This window comes from Rhodococcus qingshengii JCM 15477 (assembly GCF_023221595.1).
Lineage (GTDB): Bacteria > Actinomycetota > Actinomycetes > Mycobacteriales > Mycobacteriaceae > Rhodococcus_F > Rhodococcus_F qingshengii.
This window is the reverse complement of the sequence record NZ_CP096563.1, coordinates 39,623-57,542: the sequence shown is the minus strand read 5'-3', so window position 1 is coordinate 57,542 and position 17,920 is coordinate 39,623. Positions and strand designations below refer to the sequence as shown.

The 17,920-nt window shown below is 62.0% G+C and carries 8 protein-coding genes and 1 tRNA gene; 5 read left to right on the top strand and 4 right to left on the bottom strand.

The features are described 5' to 3' along the window. Nucleotides 1-152 precede the first annotated feature (152 nt). Genes M0639_RS00215 through M0639_RS00205 form a run of 3 tightly spaced genes read right to left on the bottom strand, consistent with a single transcriptional unit; the run spans nucleotide 153 to nucleotide 12,285 of the window. On the bottom strand, nucleotides 153-4,265 hold the full coding sequence (locus M0639_RS00215; protein ID WP_064073645.1) for an Eco57I restriction-modification methylase domain-containing protein: 4,113 nt from the start codon (nucleotides 4,263-4,265) through the stop codon (nucleotides 153-155). Beyond that, a complete protein-coding gene (locus tag M0639_RS00210) occupies nucleotides 4,262-7,123 on the bottom strand; it encodes a helicase-related protein (protein ID WP_064073646.1) in 2,862 nt (953 codons plus the stop codon). Before M0639_RS00210 ends, M0639_RS00215 begins: the two co-directional genes overlap by 4 nt. Beyond that, nucleotides 7,120-12,285 (bottom strand): DEAD/DEAH box helicase, encoded by a 5,166-nt coding sequence (locus tag M0639_RS00205; RefSeq protein WP_231915188.1) that lies wholly within the window; start codon nucleotides 12,283-12,285, stop codon nucleotides 7,120-7,122. The genes M0639_RS00210 and M0639_RS00205 overlap by 4 nt, the downstream gene beginning before the upstream one ends. A 335-nt stretch (nucleotides 12,286-12,620) precedes the next feature. On the opposite strand from M0639_RS00205, the gene M0639_RS00200 reads away from it, so the two are divergent. The 4 genes from M0639_RS00200 to M0639_RS00185 all read left to right on the top strand — a co-directional run bounded on the left by M0639_RS00200 (nucleotide 12,621) and on the right by M0639_RS00185 (nucleotide 16,042). Next, the gene (locus M0639_RS00200; RefSeq protein ID WP_064073648.1) at nucleotides 12,621-13,061 is read left to right on the top strand and encodes a hypothetical protein; all 441 of its coding nucleotides are present in this window, start codon (nucleotides 12,621-12,623) and stop codon (nucleotides 13,059-13,061) included. An 841-nt stretch (nucleotides 13,062-13,902) separates the two neighbouring features. Beyond that, the gene (locus M0639_RS00195; RefSeq protein WP_064233767.1) at nucleotides 13,903-15,105 is read left to right on the top strand and encodes a hypothetical protein; all 1,203 of its coding nucleotides are present in this window, start codon (nucleotides 13,903-13,905) and stop codon (nucleotides 15,103-15,105) included. A 273-nt stretch (nucleotides 15,106-15,378) separates the two neighbouring features. Continuing rightward, nucleotides 15,379-15,609, top strand: coding sequence for a hypothetical protein (locus tag M0639_RS00190; protein ID WP_151097422.1), 231 nt, complete (start codon nucleotides 15,379-15,381; stop codon nucleotides 15,607-15,609). 91 nt (nucleotides 15,610-15,700) lie between these two features. Continuing rightward, nucleotides 15,701-16,042, top strand: a complete 342-nt coding sequence (locus M0639_RS00185) for a hypothetical protein (RefSeq protein ID WP_064075279.1) — start codon at nucleotides 15,701-15,703, stop codon at nucleotides 16,040-16,042. A gap of 53 nt (nucleotides 16,043-16,095) precedes the next feature. Here M0639_RS00185 and M0639_RS00180 read toward each other — a convergent pair. Beyond that, nucleotides 16,096-16,181, bottom strand: a tRNA-Leu gene (locus tag M0639_RS00180). A gap of 254 nt (nucleotides 16,182-16,435) precedes the next feature. Here M0639_RS00180 and M0639_RS00175 point away from each other — a divergent pair. Then, nucleotides 16,436-17,854, top strand: coding sequence for an FHA domain-containing protein (locus M0639_RS00175; RefSeq protein ID WP_020905627.1), 1,419 nt, complete (start codon nucleotides 16,436-16,438; stop codon nucleotides 17,852-17,854). Nucleotides 17,855-17,920: the final 66 nt, after the last annotated feature.

Here is a 17,920-nt window from a genome sequence, read left to right as displayed (position 1 = left end):
GATGGGTATCGGCTCCGTCTATCAGGATCGCGGTGAGGAGTTCCTCGATGATGCCTGGGCTTCGATGCCCCTGCGGCCTGCTACTCGAGGGGCCAGTTTCTGAAGATGCGACCTCAAGTTCCGGCGCGGTTCCGCTCGCCTGAGGTACCTGTTCATCCGGCATGGCGAGGCCCTTCTCCTGCCGGAACCTCGGCCAACGATTCCCAACCTGTTCCGCCTCGGGCGATCGCGGTCGCCATTCGGTCGTAGGCTTCCAGGACTAAACGACGGGTGCGGTATTCGCCGTGATCGCGCTCCTCGTATTTACGGACAACGGGGAATGAGTCGAGAACGTGCTCAGATTCTGATCGGGTGAGGCCGTAGACGTGGAGGAATGCCGCGTCAAGGTCAGCCCGGAGCAATGATCGGCGCTCGGGATCCCAGTGGAACGGTGCGCCGTTGTCGCCCATCTCCTGCGCGTAGGGCCGTATGCGCCATGATGCATACGACAGTTCGAGAATGTATGGGGTAACCCACGCAGCGAGAGACCTTTCCGATTGCCAAGCAGCGCGTTCCTCGAAGATGGACGGGGTAGGGCATGCGAGCTGTTTGACGATGAAGTACTTCATCCCGGTTCCACTGATCTTCTGCCTCGCAACGTAGTCAAAAGCGAGGGTTGACCACACTGTGTGAAGTAGCGGGCCATGCGCACTGTTCTTAGGGAAAGCCAGCAGAAACTTATCACCCACCGCAGAAGCCGGGAGCGCTGAGGGAACGAACGTGCGCTGATTACTTGCGTTGGTAATGTCGCGCCAGCCGAGCAACCACTGCCGGTCCCATTTCTCGTGAAGCGCCTCTGCGACTTTGGGTCTGTCTATCCAATAACGGGCGAGGGGCTCGAGGCTAGGGTCCTGATGCTGGTCGTCATCCAGCCGCGGCAGGGTTCCTTTATTTAAATTGGCCTGGGTTGCATCGCGGTAGGTGGAGAAGCGGTGGTCGAAGTGGCTGAGCATTTTCGCCTCGTACAGGGGCACATACTCACGGTCATCTCGTTCGTAGGACCATCCGTTGAATTCTGCGTCGGCCAGGTCCTCCGGCTGGTGGAACAGTCCCGAGTCGTTAGCCATGTCGAAGAGTCGCGTGAAGCTCAGGCCCCAGGGGTTTCCGTCGGGTGCGTCGTCTCGGATGAGCGCGGGGTGACGGCGGTAGATGCCGAGGGTGATGTCGGCGTCGATACGGGTGCGGAAAATTGGAACAGTTCCTGTATTGGGATTCAACAGTTTCACCTCGCTAGGCGAAAGGTCGAAGCGCCTGGCAGCCACGTCAGACAGGTAGCGAGTATAGAAGGCGAACCTGGCACGTGCTGCTGTGCGTCTGCTGCCGGACATTGCCGTGATGGCGAACCGAAACTGATTGTGCACACCAGCGAAGATCTTTGCTTCGTTCTCGAAATCATAAAACGCAAGGAGCCGTTCACTGCTGAGCGTGTCGGAGAAGAAGGGTGCGGTTGTCTTGTCGGTGGCGAGTCCGGTGGGAGTGATGACTCCGGCGGTCCCGTCGGGCGCGGTGATGGTGCGCATAGTTTCGGCGAACACGCTATAGGTATTGACGTCGCCTTGACCTGTAAGCGGGTAGCGTCCACCACGCAATAGGAGGTGAGTGGTGCCGTCGGATTGCCGGAGCACATCATGGTAGGCCTGGTGCAGGTTTGGGTCTTGTTCGGCGAGCGCGTCGATCATCTTCTTGCGGAGGGCCGCTGTCTTCGAGTCGGCAATATCGATACGGCCGATGTTGGTGAAGAATTCCTTGTCCTGGATCTTCACGCGTTCCCACGGCGGGTTGCCGACGACGCAAGAAAACCCGCCGGTCCAACCCGTTTCTGGGTCGGCTGCGGTGCCGTCGTCGGGGACGGTGAAGATCCCGGGGAATTCTAGGTGCCAGTGGAAGAAACGGTATTGGCGAGCAAGCTTCCGCACCGATGGGACGATAGTTTCGGGAACGACGTCAGGGTTTTCGACGATGTTCCGGAGAGTGTTGTGGGTGATGCCCTGCCCGGAGGACGCGAAGTTCTCCGGTTGCGGTCCCACCGTTTTCGTCTTGGGTTGAACGAATGCGGCACACCAGGCGTCGGCTGCTAGTTTCGCAGCAACAAGGTCGGGGTCTGCTTCGAGAGTGCGCCATGCATCGGCTCGGGCCCGCATTCGCCTGAGGTCGGCGGCGCGGCCGGTGTCAGCTTCGCGTGCTGCTTTGGTGAACTTCGTGGTCTCGACGTTCAAGGTTTCCGGCCCGAAGCTGAAGGTCAGCTGGTCCTCGTTCGCGGCGCGTTCGGCTTTGTTGCGGGCTTTGAGTTTGCTGGTCCATTGTTTGTCGTCGTCGCCGAGAGCAGTGAATGCTGTGTCGGGGATGTTGTGGCGCAACAGTTCCGGGGTGGTGCCGAGGAGTGCGTTGCCGACCTTGAAGTGTGCGTCGAGGAACGGGAAGGGCCGCTGTGCGTCGAAGGCTTCGAGCCAGAGGGCGACTTTGGTGATCTCGATGGCGAGATCGTTGAGGTCGACACCGTAGATGCAGCGTTCGATGACATCGGCGGTGGCGGCCCGTAGGTCGATCGGGTTGGGTTCGGTGTCTCCTGTGCGCACCGTGGCGACGGCTGCGGCCAGACGGCGGGCCGCGGCGACAACGAAATGGCCTGAGCCTACTGCCGGGTCCACGACGGTGAGAGCAAGTAGCGCCGCTTCCGGGTCGGGTGTGCGCATGGCTTCGTCGATCAGCGGGTTGAGTGCCTCGTCGAGGACGAGTGCGATGAGATCGGAAGGGGTGTAGTAGGAGCCGGACTTCTTGCGGTCGTTACCGGCGGCGATCTCGAGGCTGAATGTACGGGCCGCGGCGTCGTAGCGGGGAGTGAAAGCCAGCAACCCCTCGTACATTCCGCCGAGTTCTTCGCTGTCGAGGTTGCGGTAGTCGACCGGCCGTGGGGTACCTGTTGCCGGGTCGTCGATCTCGGCCAAAGCTTTGATGGCGGCCAGGAAACTGTTGTTGGGTAGTTTCGCGCCTCCGAGCACGCTGAGGTTCTCGCGCGCGAACAGAGTCGCGCCCAATCCGTTCAGCCCGAGTACCGGTAGCCCTTCGCCGGAGAGGGCGTCGGTGACGATTTGGTGTGCTTCCCACAGATCGGTGTGGCGGCTACCGCCCCGTGTGCTGGCCATGCGGCGCAATCGTGCTGTGGAAAAGTGCTCGGTGTAAAGCACACGGGCATCGGATTCGGTGGACAGGGTGTGGAGTAGGTCCCGGTCTTCGGCGACGAACAGGACGATGAGCCGGTAAGCGATGCGCAGTAGTGCGCGGTGCAGGTCGCGGTCGGCGTCCTGGGCGTGCGCGAGGGTGTCGCGGAGTGCAGTGTTCGCCGGGTGGCTCACGAAGCCTGTTCCGAGGTGTTGCAATGCGGTCGCGACGCCTTGCTGAAGGGTGAGTAGTGCCCGAGCGCCGTCTTCGATCGCGGTGGTGCGCCAGGTTTCGAGCCAGCAGTCCTCTGGTTTGAGCCCGGAGTCCGCAGGTTCGATGTCACTCTCGGCCAGTTCCGTTGCGGGACTTTCGAAGAGTGGGGCGAATCTGCTCGCGTGAGCGGTGAGGAAGAGAAGCCGGAAATCTGCGTAGCGCTGATTGGTGAAGATGTCGTCGAGGTCGAACTCGACGTAGGACTGTTTGGCCAGTGTCGATGCGTCGCGCAGCAGTCGCAGCGATCGACCGTTGGACAGCACTGCCCACAATGCGCGGTCCTCGCGGTTGAGGTAGTCCTGCACCATCGACTGGGGTGCCCTCGCGGTCACACCCTCGGTTCTGCTGTCGAGCGAGACACCGGCACCCAGCAGGTGCAACGGCACCCACACTGTGGGTTGTGTGGAGTTGGGCCAGGTCAGGCGGTGGGATATCGGGAAGTGCGGTGGAGCAGTTTCCCCGAGCCCGGGTTCCACGTCGAGACCGCCGCCGACCACCTCGGGGCGTCCCCACCCGAGTTCGTAGAGCAGCGGGAGCATCCACTTCTCGCGGGTGAGTTTGGTCGCCGGATCTCCCGGTGGCAGACGATCGAGTGACTGGGTCCACTCGCGGTGGGCTGCGAGCATCGCCTCCCAGCCGCGGGCGATGGCCGCATTGACTGCCATTCCGGGTGGGAGTTGGTAGTCGGCGGCCTTCTGGCCTGGCATGCGCAGGTCAACGGCCCGAGTGAGTGCCTCGCTCGGCAGGACGGTGCCGACGGTCCGTACGGATTTGAAGGCGGACAGCCCACTCACGATGCGCTCCGATCGGGGAGGTAGACGTAGACGCCGAGGACGTCCGGGGGTGGGAGTAGTCGTGCTCGTAGCCCCTTGATCCCGGTTTTGCTGCTCTTACGTACCTTGCGGTGATCCGCCACGGCGGCGGCAGCGATTGCCTCGCCTCGGTTGGTCAGGTGGCCGACGGTGCCGTCGAGGCGGCCCAGAACTCGGTCGAGTTGGGTGCGGGCGAGCTCGTCCGCGACGTTTCCGGTGGGGCGTGCGGCAAGCAGGTTTTCGACGGCGGATTCCTCGAGCCAGGACAGGGTGTCGCCACTGTTGGTGAAGGCCAGGAACTGGGCGTCCTCGGCGACCTGGGTGATCGTGGTCTTGGCCCCGGGGATGATCAGTTCGAGCCGGAATCGGACGACGAGCAGTGTCGTGACCTTCTCGACACTGGTGGTGCGGATGACGCCGGCTCGGCGGGCGGGCCGCTGGGTGGGGGGCAATTCGGGATCGAGAGCCGCGTCGAGGACGTAGCGTGCGATGGATTCGACGGTCGGGTCAGTGCGACTCAGCACGTGATCGCCGGCCGGGACCGGGAAGGACCGGTGGAACTGCAGGATCGGCTTCTTCGAGGGGGGTAGTTGTTCGCGGACCGCCGGCGGAAGGGTGTCGATGCGGGCAGAGAACCCGTCGGCGGTCTCGCTCAGCTGCCCGGAGAGCAAGGTCAGGGCGTCACGGACGAACACTTCGGCGTCGGCGGGGCCGCCGAGGGAGCGTCGGACGTCGGCGAGTGTCTCGGCGACAGCATCGGGGCTCAGGGATGCCTGCCGGAACCGTGAGCGGGATACCTTCTCACGTTCCGCAGCATCGATCCACTGCATGTCCACGGCATCGGTGACCGCACTCGAGGTGGCTGACCCCAAATCCAAAGTGAGTTGGTCGGTCTCGTTGCCGCGCAACAGGAGAGACTCCCAAATCGCGGTCATGACGGTGGTCGAGTCGACTGGGATCGGCACCGACACCCCGGTGCTGCGGCGGATACGTTCGTGCCGGCGGATCAGGACGTCGAGTACCACTCCGTCGATGCCGTTGTCGACGCCGTAGTAGGTGATCGCGCGGACGACATCGGCGCGTTGACCGAATCGGTCGACGCGGCCTTCGCGTTGTTCGTGTCGGGTGGGGTTCCACGCGAGGTCGTAGTGCACCACTGCTGTGAATCCGTCTTGCAGGTTCACTCCCTCGGAGAGGCAGTCGGTGGCGATCAGCAGCCTGGGTCCGTCGTGAGCGGTGAGCTCGGAGACCCGCGCTTGCCGCTCTTCCGGAGGCAGGTTGCCGGTGACCGATTCGACTCGCAGGGTGCGGTGTTTTTTCGTCAATGCCGCGCCGAGGTGTTCGGCCAGGTATTCGGCAGTGGGGATGTATCGGCAGAAGACGATCGGGTGATAGCCCTCGACGAGGAGTTCCGTCAGAAGCACGATCAGGCGTTTGAGCTTCGCATCACCCTTGACGCCCTTCAATGACTTTGCGATGGCGGCGAATTCGCGCAGTCGACGGCGGGCCGACCCGTCCGGTCCGTCACTGTCGAAGGTATCGGCGCCGAGGGCGGTGTCGTCGCCTTCGACGGCGTCGTCGAGGTCCACATCGAGGACGCGGGGGGCGGCGATGGAGTCCGCGTCTTCCTTCGTTTCGCTGGCGCTGAGTTCGGAGCGGTTGAGCAGGGTCTGCTCGGCAGCTGCGGGACTCGAGGCGATCGAGCGCAGCAGTGCGATCGCGGACCACCACCGCACACGTTGACGCACCGTGTTCAGCGACGGATCGGAGACTTGTTCGCGGGCGAAGCGCATGACCTTGTCGAACAGGGCCCGATATTCGGGGGTCAGCTTGTAGCTTTCCTCGGCTCGTTCTCGCTTCGGAAAGGGGGTGTCCTCGTCCAAATATTCGCGGATGTCGGCGCGTTGACGCTGGATGAGAAACTGAGCGAGCAGTTTCCGGTCCTCGTCACGATGGGGTCCGGACAGATCGGCGGGGAGCTCCCCGAGCCTGTTGTCGAGCAACCCGACAAGCGATTGCCAGGCCCCGTCGTCCCCGCTGTGCGGGGTAGCGGTGAGCAGCAACAAATGCCGGGTGGGGTCGTCGGCGAGTTTACGGAGCAACGTGTACCGCTGGTGGGCCTGACTCGACCCGGCAGTACTCGGCGCGATGCAGGTGTGAGCTTCGTCGACGATGACCAGTTCGGGGCACTTCAATGCGAATTCGTCGCGGCGGCTGCGCTGTTTGATGAAGTCGGTGGAGATGATCAGGTACGGGTAGTGCTCGTAGACGGTCGAACCCCACGGCACCTTGAGTCGGTTCACCGTCGAGGGCAGCAGCAGCTCGGCGTTGATCCCGAACTTGCTGCGCAGTTCCGCCTGCCATTGGGGGGCGAGCTGCGGGGAGCAGAGAACCACGAGGCGCTGTGCGTCGCCGGTCGCGAGAAGTTCCGCGGCGATCAGTCCGGCTTCGACGGTCTTGCCGACACCGACACCGTCTGCGATGAGCAGTCGGGTCGTGTCCTGTGCGGTGGCCATCATCAGCGGCACGAGCTGGTAGTTGCGGGGGGTGACGGCCAGCTGAGCGAACGATCGGAATGGACCCGAGGTGACGCGGAAGGAGAGCCGTAGAGCATCCCGGAGCAGTCGGGCGCGGGCAGCGTCACCACGATCCTCGACTGTGGGGGCGTCGAAGACTGCCGCTTTCGGATCGTCGAATTGCGGTAGCAGCAGGGTTGTTTCGTCGTCGCGTCCGCCGAGGGGTCGGGCGAGGATCGTTCCCTCAGTTGCTCCGGGGAGGACGAGCCAGTCGCGGCCGCGGGCGTTGATGAGGGTTCCGGGAGGGAAGTCGGTGACGGTCATGCGCCTGCCCTGCCCTGCCCGAATACGGAGGGATGACGAGAGACTGTCTCACGCCATCCGCCTTCTGCGTCTGCGTGGTGGAAGCGCAGTACCAGCCAGCCTGCTTCGTCTTCGAGCTTCATGCGTGCTTGCTCGTCTTTCTCGCTCTGATGATCGGAATCGTGGATCGGCCCGTCCACGAAGATCGCGACGTCGCCGCCGTCGGTGTGGAACGCGAAATCCGGTCGGACGTAGTAGCCGTCGACAAGTTGTTGCGCGGTATCGGGTAGGCGGTAGCCGTGTTCTTCGAGGAACCGCAGGAATTGTTTTTCGAGGCTGTTGCTGGGTTCTTCGAGGCGGGTCAATCGGTCGGTGCGTTCCTCGCCGCCGCCGCCGACTACCAGAGTTGCGGTTGCCAACTGCCCGAGCAGTTCGATCACGCAGTGCCGGTCGAGCAGTTGGTGGTCCCATTGATTGCCGTAGGACAGTAGGCAGTCGTAGCAGGCCTGGGCGCAGGCTTCGGCGGCATGTTTCGCTTTGCCGAGGTCCTTACCGGTGTCGGGGTCGTAGTGCAGGATTTCCATTGCTTTGCGGGCGACTGCGTGCATCTGCTGCTCTTCGGTGGCGAGGCGCCGAAGTACGCCGGCACCGCCCTCGGCGGCTTCGAAGAACAGCAGCCGCGACCAGGCGTCTGGGGTGGAGCCGCCGGGCATCGGTTCGACGGCGAGTTCGTTGCTTTCAAGCTGGAATACGGCCTCGACGGCTCGTTTGAGCGCATACATCGCTGCCATCCGCTGTTCGTCCGGAATAGTGGCCGAGAGGTGCATGAGCAGCGCATTGCGGTGGTCCTCGACGTACGGGACGACACGCTGGACACGATCACCGCCAGTCGTGTCGGATGCCCCGTCATTTTTGGCGAGGTCGGCTTCGCGCGCCCATTTACCTTCGACGGTATCGAGCAGGTGACCTTTGATGTCTTTGTCTTTGCGGCGACGCAAACCCACGTTCATGCGGCGGATCAACGCGGTGTCCCCGTAGGTCATGGTGGCCAAGGTGTCGCCGCCGGCGGTCAGCGTGCTGGTGAGCTGACCAGCACGTTCGCCATGGGGTTCGAATCGGATCGAGGTGACGATCTCGTGGCCGGCGCGTTGCCGCTCTTCCTCGTCGGCGCTGATCCGGTCGCGGCGCCGGGTTTTGACCGCGAGGAGCCGCATCATCCGGCTCAGCGTCAGCAGGGAAGCGGAGCCGCAGTGATCGCACACCTCGTAGCTGGTGGGCCCGTTCAGGTCATGCAGATAGCCGCAGGATTCGCATCGTTTAATCTCGGTGATGCTCACACCGCTCCCGTCCTCGCGGGCGGGCAGGCTTACTCGGTTGACCTCGTAGCGGGCGCCCTCGTGGTAGATGAACGCGCCTGGCCCGAACTCGCTGATCGCGAGGAATCGGGGCCGTTGCACGTAGTCGCCCTGCCCGTTCTTGGTTCTGCGTTCGGCGGGAATGAACGCCGACAACGGCAGGCGGGGGAACGAATAGCCTGGTAGGAACCCTTCCGAGGCGAAGTAGCGGTAGGTGTAGAAGTCGCCCTGGTTGACGTCGTCGATCTGACCTTTGAGCAAGTCGAGGGCAGCGCGTGCCTCGGAGATCCGCCCGCGGGCTTGCCGTTTCGAAGGCTCCGAAGCCCCAATGTTCTTGAGGATGTCGTTGGCGCTGTCGAGTTCGACCAAAGATTCACGGTAGAGACCCCGCCAGCGGTCCGCAGCCCGATCGAACCGGATAGGTGCACGTTTGACGGTCTCCTCGATCCAGTCATCGCTCCACCACGGGGCGCTGGTGACCTCAGTAGTAGCGGTCAACACCGCACTGATAGCGGCGACGGCGCGGGCGGCATGGGTTGTCGAGTCGATCTTGGAGCGCACCTCATCGCGCAGCGGCTGTCCGGCTGCATCGACCTCGAGAAGATCGACCATGCTGGATTTCAGATCCAGATCGCAGATCACCAGCCAGATGGCATGTGCATGCGCGCGGACGAGGTCCTGGTTTCCCAGTTCGAGCCGCGGCGGGGCCACGGCGCCCGCGACCATGTCCTGGCTGCGCCCGAAGTAGTAGGCGTCATGCGCGTTGCCGGTGGAGCAGTAGGTCAGGACGACGGCAGGCTGACCGCTCCGGCCTGCGCGCCCGGAGCGTTGCGCGTAGTTGGCGGGCGTCGGGGGGACGTTACGCATCCCCACCACGTTCAGGCTCTTGATGTCGACGCCGAGTTCCATCGTCGGTGAGCAGTACAGCACCGGCAACGCGGCATCGCTGAACCGGTCCTCCCGGTCCTGGCGGAGCTCGGCGGTGACCTGCGCGGTGTGCTCGCGTGCCTCGAGGCCGACGAGACCGGAGGCTGTTTCGGCGTAGAAACGGCGGAAGAAGGGGTTGACCCGGCCCTGCGTCTGGTTTCCGCGGATCGGGTCTGGGGCGCGGTACTCACCGTCCCCGGCATGCCATTCGATGATGCCCGCATGCACACGGTATCCGACGGGACGGTTCTTCTCGACGATCTTCGCCAAGATCCCCACCCTAGCCATCAGGGCGAGCAGGCTCGAAATCAACGTATCGGCGTCCGCAGGTTTGAGCGGGTGATCGTGCAAGGGGAAGCGGTCCGGTCGGCGAAGCCACCGACCGTAATTGCCGAGACCGGAAATATGCAGGTCCGCGCCGGTACCGGCAACAAATTTGGGTCTGCTGCCCGGGTATGCGGTTCCGGCGTAGATACCGGTTTCATCGGTCAACGCCCACGGCGGACGGAGCCATTCCTGGCTCGCCCGCTTGATGCTGTCGTACCGCTCCTCGGTGAGGTAGTCCGATTCGATGCAGATATGGCGACGCAGCTCATCGAGCAATACCCCCATGAGCTGAAGACGGGTCGCCGGTTCCGCACCGGCCAGCGGCTGGCCCAAATCCGCCCATTTCGGCTCATCGGCAGCGAGCTCGTCGATACCCGCGTACGAGAGGCGCAGCTGGCCGGTCTGCTCGAGGTTCGGCATGGTGATGCGCCAGCCCCGCTGCAGATCCGCCCACATCCGATATGCAACCGAATCGCGCAGGGCGCTGGCGACTTTCTTTTTCGCCGCGTATTCCACGTCGGGGTTTTTCGCGAAGTCGGCGGGAGTTCCGCCGAGAACCTTGACCACCCGTGGCCCCAGATCTTCGTCGGTCAGCGGCTCGTCCGGATACTTCTCCTGCTGATCACGTGCCGCCCGGTACAGGGCGGATCGAATCATGCCCACCGAGACGAAATCGTTGAAGTGCCCTGCCTGCAGGCTCGTGTCCTGCCGGTTATCCGAAAATGCCAAGAACTTGCGAGCCTCGTCGTCGAGATCTGTTTCCGCCTTCAACGTGCGGACCACGGCCTGCGACAACACGGTCACCGCGCTCGCGCGCCCCTCGGTGCCCAGGCTCGATACCCGGGAGAACTCGGACTGGCGCGAGCTTTCGTAACTGGTTTTGCAGCTCGGGCAAAAGTGCAACGTCTCAAAGAACGCCGCAGTCAGTCCGTCGTCGGTGATCGTTCCGAACACATCGACACGAACACCGCGTGGAAGACGGGTGCGCCGAGCCTTGTCCAGAGTACGGGTGCCGGCGGTTTCGATGACCCAGTCGTCCGGAACCAATTCCCGGAGCGCCGGGTCATGCATATCCGGCCACGGTGTATCTGTGATCAGGAGTAGACCTGTTGCCTCAGCCTGCTCGCCGCGCCCACCGTTTAGGGTGCGGGGGCTGAAGTTCTCGCCGCCCCTGTCGAGGTTGACGACCAGATAGTCCTGGCCGCACTCGCGGCAAAATGCTAGCGGGAACAGGGGCTTACCTGCGGTTCCTTCCGGTGCGCTGCGCTGATATTGGGTGGTCAGATAGCGAGCATCCGGGCGCTCGAGGGTGGCGTACGCAGTGTCGCCCTTTCCGATGAACTGGTGGAGCTTGAACGCGAACAGTGGTCGGCCGCTGTCATCGCGAGCCTTCGATCCCGTAAGCAGCAACTCTCGGAGGCGGTCCTCGCACAGCGCGACGTCCACACCGGTCTTCTCGGCCAGTGCCGACGCTGCGGCCTGAAGTCGGGTCGGTACTTGCCGCGCGAGTTTTCCTTCGTCGTCCTCCCGGAGACCGAAGGTTTCCTCCGTCCAGATCGCCAACGGATCGCGGTGCAATTCTTCCCAGGTTGTCGGCGCAGGCGTAGCGAGTCGAGCTGCCAGTTCGGTGTTGTCTACCTGGCCTTTTGTTGCGCGGCGCAAGGTTTCGCCGATGATATTTTCAGCTGGGATCTGGGTGCCGAAGATTCTCGTGGCGAGTTCCGCCACCTCCTGACGCTGTTCCGCTCTGGTTCCGGGCCCAGCCAGGGTGGCGCTGGTTCCGATGCACTGAAGATCACTCACTCCTACCGCTCCACGCAGGCGACGAATCAGCATCGCGACATCGGCGCCCTGCCGGCCACGGTAGGTGTGCAGTTCGTCGAGCACGAGGTACGACAGATTCGCGGCACTCGTGATCAAAGCGGATCGTTCCCGCGGACGGGTCAGCATCAGTTCGAGCATCACGTAATTGGTGAGAAGGATATCGGGTGGGCTGGCCAGGATCGCCTCGCGCTCGGTGCGCTTTTCTTGACCGGTGTAGCGGCCGAACGTGACCTTAGGTTTGTCCCTGCCGAGGAACTTCTCCAGTTCCCCGCGCTGACTGTTGGCCAGTGCGTTCATCGGATACACGACGATCGCACGGACACCCTTGCCGCTGCCTTCACGTAGTACCCGGTCCACGATCGGGACGATGTAGGACATCGATTTACCTGAGCCTGTGCCGGTGGTCAGGACGTACGACTCGTCGCGTTGGGCGATGGTGAACGCGTCGCTCTGGTGCCGGTGGAAGGCGATTTCGCGACCGAATGGGTCGCCGTCGGTGCGGGCGCGGAAGATCTCGCGATTCGCGGGGTGCAGCACGTTGGAGTCGACGAGCTCGCTGACCGTCCCACCCGGTTCGAAAGCGGGGTTCAAGGCCAGCCAGGGTTCCGGCCATAGGAGGCCGTTCTTGATTTCGCTCTCGACTTTCGCCTTGACTTCGGGATCCTTGATATTCAGGAACCCCGAGACAAAAGACTGATAGTCGCCCAACACTTTTCCGAGCACACCGAACGCGTCCACAAGACTCCTCATACGTACTCGTCTACAACTGCTCATATTAGCTGGGGACTATCCTGAGCGGATGGCGGAATGGACAATCCGATCACCGGCCGCAGGCGGACATGTTCACCTTGGGTATGTGCCTGGATCCGCAAGCGGAGTCGGGCAGCCGAACCAAGTGTCACTTTTCATCTGACCTGGCAAATTTCCTCGATAGAAATTTCGCCATTCCTTCCTCCAACAAAGTCTATCGGCCGTACAGACGAGGATCGGCAAGCATTCCAAAGTAGTAGCGCTGATCATTTTCGAGGTCTGTCTGCAAAGCAGGTGTCACCGTTGTACCTAACGATCTGGCGGACGGAGGCTCCATGGAGAACCTGCTCGACGAACCTTGGCGGTTGGGTTTCATATACGTACCCGGTTCGGAGCATCCTGCCGGCGTTGGTCAACTAGTATTGACCGACAACGCGATCACGCTGGAAGTTCCATTTCACGACTTGGTTGGGGAATGCCAAAAGTGGCTCAGAGATAGGCGGATCCCTCGAAGCATTCTCTTCGTCGACGGTTCGAATCGCATCGTCCTGAGCGACTTTCGTTTCCGTCAGCATGTCGATCAAAGTCACGGCAAAGGGCGAGTTGTCGCATCGTCGGCGGTCGTCGCCCCACGAACCGCCTCTGCTTTTTCGACAGTGAATGGACTGCGATCAGAGGTCATGGGTCTGCTGCGTGGACTGGACTGCCGGCCGTCACAGCTCCGAAGCGTGGATTCGATGAAAAGGGTTGATCAAAAGCGCATCATTCTCAGCTGAGTCGAGCCCGAAAGTCGTTATCGACCGGGGATCCAGTTGTCGCTCTTCCCACATTTCCGCACGAATTCGTTACTTTCGAACGGTGTTCACACAATCACGGAGTAGGTGTTCATCCAGACACCTACTGCGGAGCTTTCGGATTGGAACCATCATCTGAGGGCACACCAACTCGTCCAAGATTTGATAACGGTCGTCTACTGGTCGCCCTGCGCGCTGGCTGTCGAAGAGGTCAGTCGTGACGATGCCGATCCTCGATCCGATCGAAAAGTATCCGGTCGGACAGCGCTGGAACACTTCTCGCACAGTGTGGAGGGGACGTGGAACGCTCAAACTCCAAAGGCGATTCCGGAACGGGACAAGGTCTTGTCTACCTTCGACGACATCGGGGCGAAAGGCGTCAAGCGATGGATTGAGGAGGGTGAGCGGTGGAAGGAAATCGTCGGTCCACTCGTCAGTAGTCGGTACCAACCCGATGCCACTATTGAGGTCGTCGTGTTCCAAATTGCCATAGCGATGGAATCTTTGGGTCACCTGATCGCCGTCAGAAACGGTGAAATTGAGAGCACAGGAAGTTTGCAGGTCTTGGGTTCTCGCGGAATCCGCGATGTTGTGGCTTCGGCTCAGGATCGCCCGCGAGTTCGGTGTATCCGGAGAAGTGTTGGAGCCGAATACCAGGCGCCACTGACCGCGACCTCCATGTGAGCCCTCGCGATCCTGTTGCGTGGCAAGCCTTTGTGATTCGTGGCGGAGGGTCCCGTTCGCCAATTCGGCGAAGATCTGCGAGCTATCAGACTCTGAGGGCCGAGGGTGTCTGTCGGTACCGAGTGGTCGAATGGTCGGTATGGACGGAGCGAAAGTCGGATTGGTTGCATACGGGGCCCGTCTACTGACCGGGCATCTGCAGGCCAAGGGTGAGCGGTTCGCTGGCCTGGTCACGACAGCCGCGAGCGAGGATATTCAACGAGGCGCCGATGGTCTTGTTGCGGTCACTGCCACGCTCCTGCTCATATACGCACGAGAGTCAGATCAGGATGCACGAGATGCGATGGCTGAAGCGGCGCTTGGGATAGAAGAAGGCACCGACACACAAGAGTTTGCCGACGTAGTTCGCTTAATACTGGAGGTCAACGAAGGTGTTGTCGCACCTCAGGCCGTCCAAGCGAACGCCGAAGCGGTTGGGGCTGTCGCTGAAGGCCTCGCAGCCAGGCTTGCTAGCTTGATCGCAGTCGTACAGAAGGTGCATCCGAACAAGATCGTGGCACAACTGTCGAAGCAGAGCCGTACGGATCCTGCAGGGCTGCAGATGTCGGACAGTGATTCGTTGAGGAAGGCGAGTATGGAAGCGGCGTCAGATCAATCACTCCAGAAGTTACGACTTGATGCACTGAACACACTTATGTATGCAATGCGATGTTCGGCTTTTCGACTAGGCAGACTAGGGGAGAGTAGAACCGGGAATCCCGAAGGTTTGATTTTCGTAGCTGTGGCGAATGTCGCGATCACGGCTCAGCAGCTTGCTCAGGGTGCTGGCAACCTTGTTGAGCTCCGAAACTACTATTCAGCCGCCGCGCTGGCACGTCAATTGGTTGAATTCGAATACTTGATGTGGGCATTTGACGACGACCCAGGGTCAATAGGCGATTGGGTTCAATCGGATCGCGATGCACGAGAAGCTCGCTGGGGTCCGAAGGCGATTTATGCTCGGGACGGCAACCACTTTCGACGGAGCGACTACGGACGCCATTGCGAACAAGGCGGCCACCCGACTCCAGCTGGGATCCAACTATCCCTGCCCGATCCAGATCGCGGTACAGCCATCTTCGCGCTGCAGTTGAGCGATCTCATCTTCCATGTCGCGGCGATATGGTCATCACAGCAATCGCTACTCACCAAACTCGCACATTCATATGGCTTCGAAGAATCGAAGATCGTCCACGTGGATGAGCGCGATCGAGCACGGTCATGCCTGGACAAATGGAAAGAGTTCGATCGGCTGGGGCATATTTCTTCACACTATTCAGATCCGACTGGCCGAGTTGAGTGAGATGCTCGCCCTCTGGGAATCCGGGGGTCGCCGGGCGGTCGACATTGTTGCCGAAACCGGAATACTACGATAAGTAGACATTATCGAGTATTCGCGCGGCCTTTTTCGGTGGAGCGCTCGCGACCGGGCACGGTCGGTTGAACCGAGCCTCGTGCTGACCGGCGCTGACGGCCCGACGTGTGCCACCCCGAGAATTCGGCCAGGAAAGTCAGCCCCTGCCGTTAGGGTTCGGAAAGGCACTTCTCGCAAGTGGACAACAGATCGGAGCGCGCGATGACCGGGAACGTCATGGCCAGCCCCAGACCTGACGTAGCCGCGCCGAACCTAGTGCCCAGAGCCAACGAGTCGTTCAATCAGCTTGCCGTGATGGATCATTCGGAGTTCACCAGTCGATACAGGGCCTTCGTTCACGCGAAAACCCGCGCGCAGGCCTCGGTCGACTTGCGAATCGACTCAGATCCGTTGGCCAAGCAATCGGTGTCGAACCACCCCGCCATGGGGTGAATGTCCGTTATCTTCCTCGATAGTGGTTGCAATCTCCTGGCTGCTTCGCATCCCGCGCACGGATGCTGTCACCACGAAAGGGAGCACATCTGTGAATGGACTCGAAACGCCTACTCGTTTGTCCCGGACCACCGCGGCCCTCGGTGTCGGCGCGCTCGCTGCCGCGATCACCTTCGGCAGTGCAGTTGGTACTGCATCAGCCGATAGTCCAGTCGTCGACTTCGGCAGTATCTCGTTCTCGGTGACCAACGGCCCCGACAACACCATCTACGACATCAACGCAATCATCAATCTCCCACCCGGCACACTGCCGCCAGGGATGATGAACCCGCAGATCACTACTCCCGCCGCGACCCCTCAACCAGTCGGCAACCCGTTTGCGGGCACCGCATTGGACTTCGTTCTGAGCTTCATTCAGGCTGCGGCCAGATAGCCGACAACAAAAAACGAGGCCACCAACTCTTGTGAGTTCGTGGCCTCGTCTTGTGGTGGGCGAAGGGGGACTTGAACCCCCACGTCCCGAAGGACACTGGCACCTGAAGCCAGCGCGTCTGCCATTCCGCCACTCGCCCGAGCAACGCCGAAACATTATCACGACAAACTTTGAAAGTTCTATTCGTGCAGTTCAGGGCACGAATCGATGAACACCGAGCACCCAAAAGCCCAGAACCGATACCATGCTGAAACAGCGGCCAGGTACTGCCGAAGCGACATTTGACAGTACCGTGGAACCTGTACAGCAGTTTGGACGACACGCGACAAGGCGGTGCCGGCGCTACTTGCCGAGCATTTTGCCGTCGTAGATGCGAGGCGAGAGGAGGGCCCGATGGGCATCGTGCAGCGTTTCGAACGAAAGCTCCAAGGAGCTGTCGGCGACGCATTCGCGCGGGTCTTCGGTGGTGGTGTTGTGCCGCAGGAAGTAGAGGCGGCGCTCCAGCAGGAGGCACGTGACCGCGTCGAGCACCTCGGCGGCGGAATCCTTCTCGCCCCCAACAACTACGTGATCACCATCAACAACTCCGATCACGAAGAGTTGGCAGCTGATCGCGAACTGACGACCAAAGCTTTCAGCCGACACCTGCAGGATTTCATCCGCGATCAGGGTTGGCAGACGTACGGCGACATCTCGGTCACCTTCGAGCCTTCGCCTACGCTCCACACCGGTCAGTTCCGCACCCGCGGAACCGTCGACCCGGATGGTGACGCCGAGCAGGCATCGCCGCCGTCGCATGTTCCGCAGGTTTCGTCGCGGCCTCCACAACGGCCGCCTCAGCGACCCGCACCGATTGTTCCCCCTGTTTCCAATCCAGTCCCGTCACAACCAGGAGCCGGCCCCATGACGCAGAACTCAGGCTACGAACCAAGCCGCGAACCGGCGGGTCGCCAGCCCGAACCGCAGCAGCCGGCACGGAACGGGTACTCCCACGACGACGGCGGTTACGCCGCTCCGCAGGGCCAGGAAGCGCCGTACCAGAACGGTTACGACCGCGGCGACGGTTACCGCACGGGCGACGACCAGCAGGGCTACAACCAGCAGCAGGGTGGCTACGACCAGCAGGCGTACCCGAACCAGCAGCAGCCGTACGAGCAGGCCGGTTACGACCAGCAGGGCTATGACCAGCAGGGCGGCGGCTACGACCAGCAGGGTTACCAGCAGCAGCCGTACGACCAGCAGGGCTACGGCCAGCAGGCGTACCAGGGTGGGTACGACCAGCAGGGCTACCAGCAGGGTGGCTACGACCAGCAGGGTTACCAGCAGCCGTACAACGGCCAGTCCTACGATCAGCCGGGCTACGACCAGCAGAGCTACCAGCAGGGCGGCTACGACCAGCAGGCGTACACACAGCAGCCGTACGAGCAGGCCGGCTACGAGCAGGGCGGCAACTTCGAGCAGACGCAGGCCTACCCGCAGCAGGGCTACGCCCAGCCGCAGGGCGGTTACGCACCGACGGCCCAGAGCCTGACGGCAACCCTGCAGCTCGAGGACGGCAGCGGACGCCACTTCCAGCTTCGCGACGGCAGCAATGTCATCGGCCGCGGCCAGGAAGCTCAGTTCCGCCTCCCGGACACCGGCGTCTCACGTCGCCACATCGACATCCGTTGGGACGGCCGCACCGCGATGCTGTCGGATTTGGGATCCACGAACGGCACCACCGTCAACGGAGCACCGGTCCAGGACTGGCAGCTGGCAGACGGCGACATCATTCGTGCAGGTCACTCGGAGATTCTGGTTCGCATTCTCTGAGCTGAGAAACGGACGCCAGGATTTTTCCGATAACAATCGAACATTCGGCGGTCCGTCGGCGCGCCG

What these genes read in the sequence shown, in the direction of transcription:
- M0639_RS00200 (WP_064073648.1), top strand. Translation starts at nt 12,621, where the DNA reads ATGGAGAACCTGCTCGACGAACCTTGGCGGTTGGGTTTCATATACGTA.
- M0639_RS00195 (WP_064233767.1), top strand. Translation starts at nt 13,903, where the DNA reads ATGGACGGAGCGAAAGTCGGATTGGTTGCATACGGGGCCCGTCTACTG.
- M0639_RS00175 (WP_020905627.1), top strand. Translation starts at nt 16,436, where the DNA reads ATGGGCATCGTGCAGCGTTTCGAACGAAAGCTCCAAGGAGCTGTCGGC.
- M0639_RS00190 (WP_151097422.1), top strand. Translation starts at nt 15,379, where the DNA reads ATGACCGGGAACGTCATGGCCAGCCCCAGACCTGACGTAGCCGCGCCG.
- M0639_RS00205 (WP_231915188.1), bottom strand. Translation starts at nt 12,285, where the DNA reads ATGAGGAGTCTTGTGGACGCGTTCGGTGTGCTCGGAAAAGTGTTGGGC.
- M0639_RS00210 (WP_064073646.1), bottom strand. Translation starts at nt 7,123, where the DNA reads ATGACCGTCACCGACTTCCCTCCCGGAACCCTCATCAACGCCCGCGGC.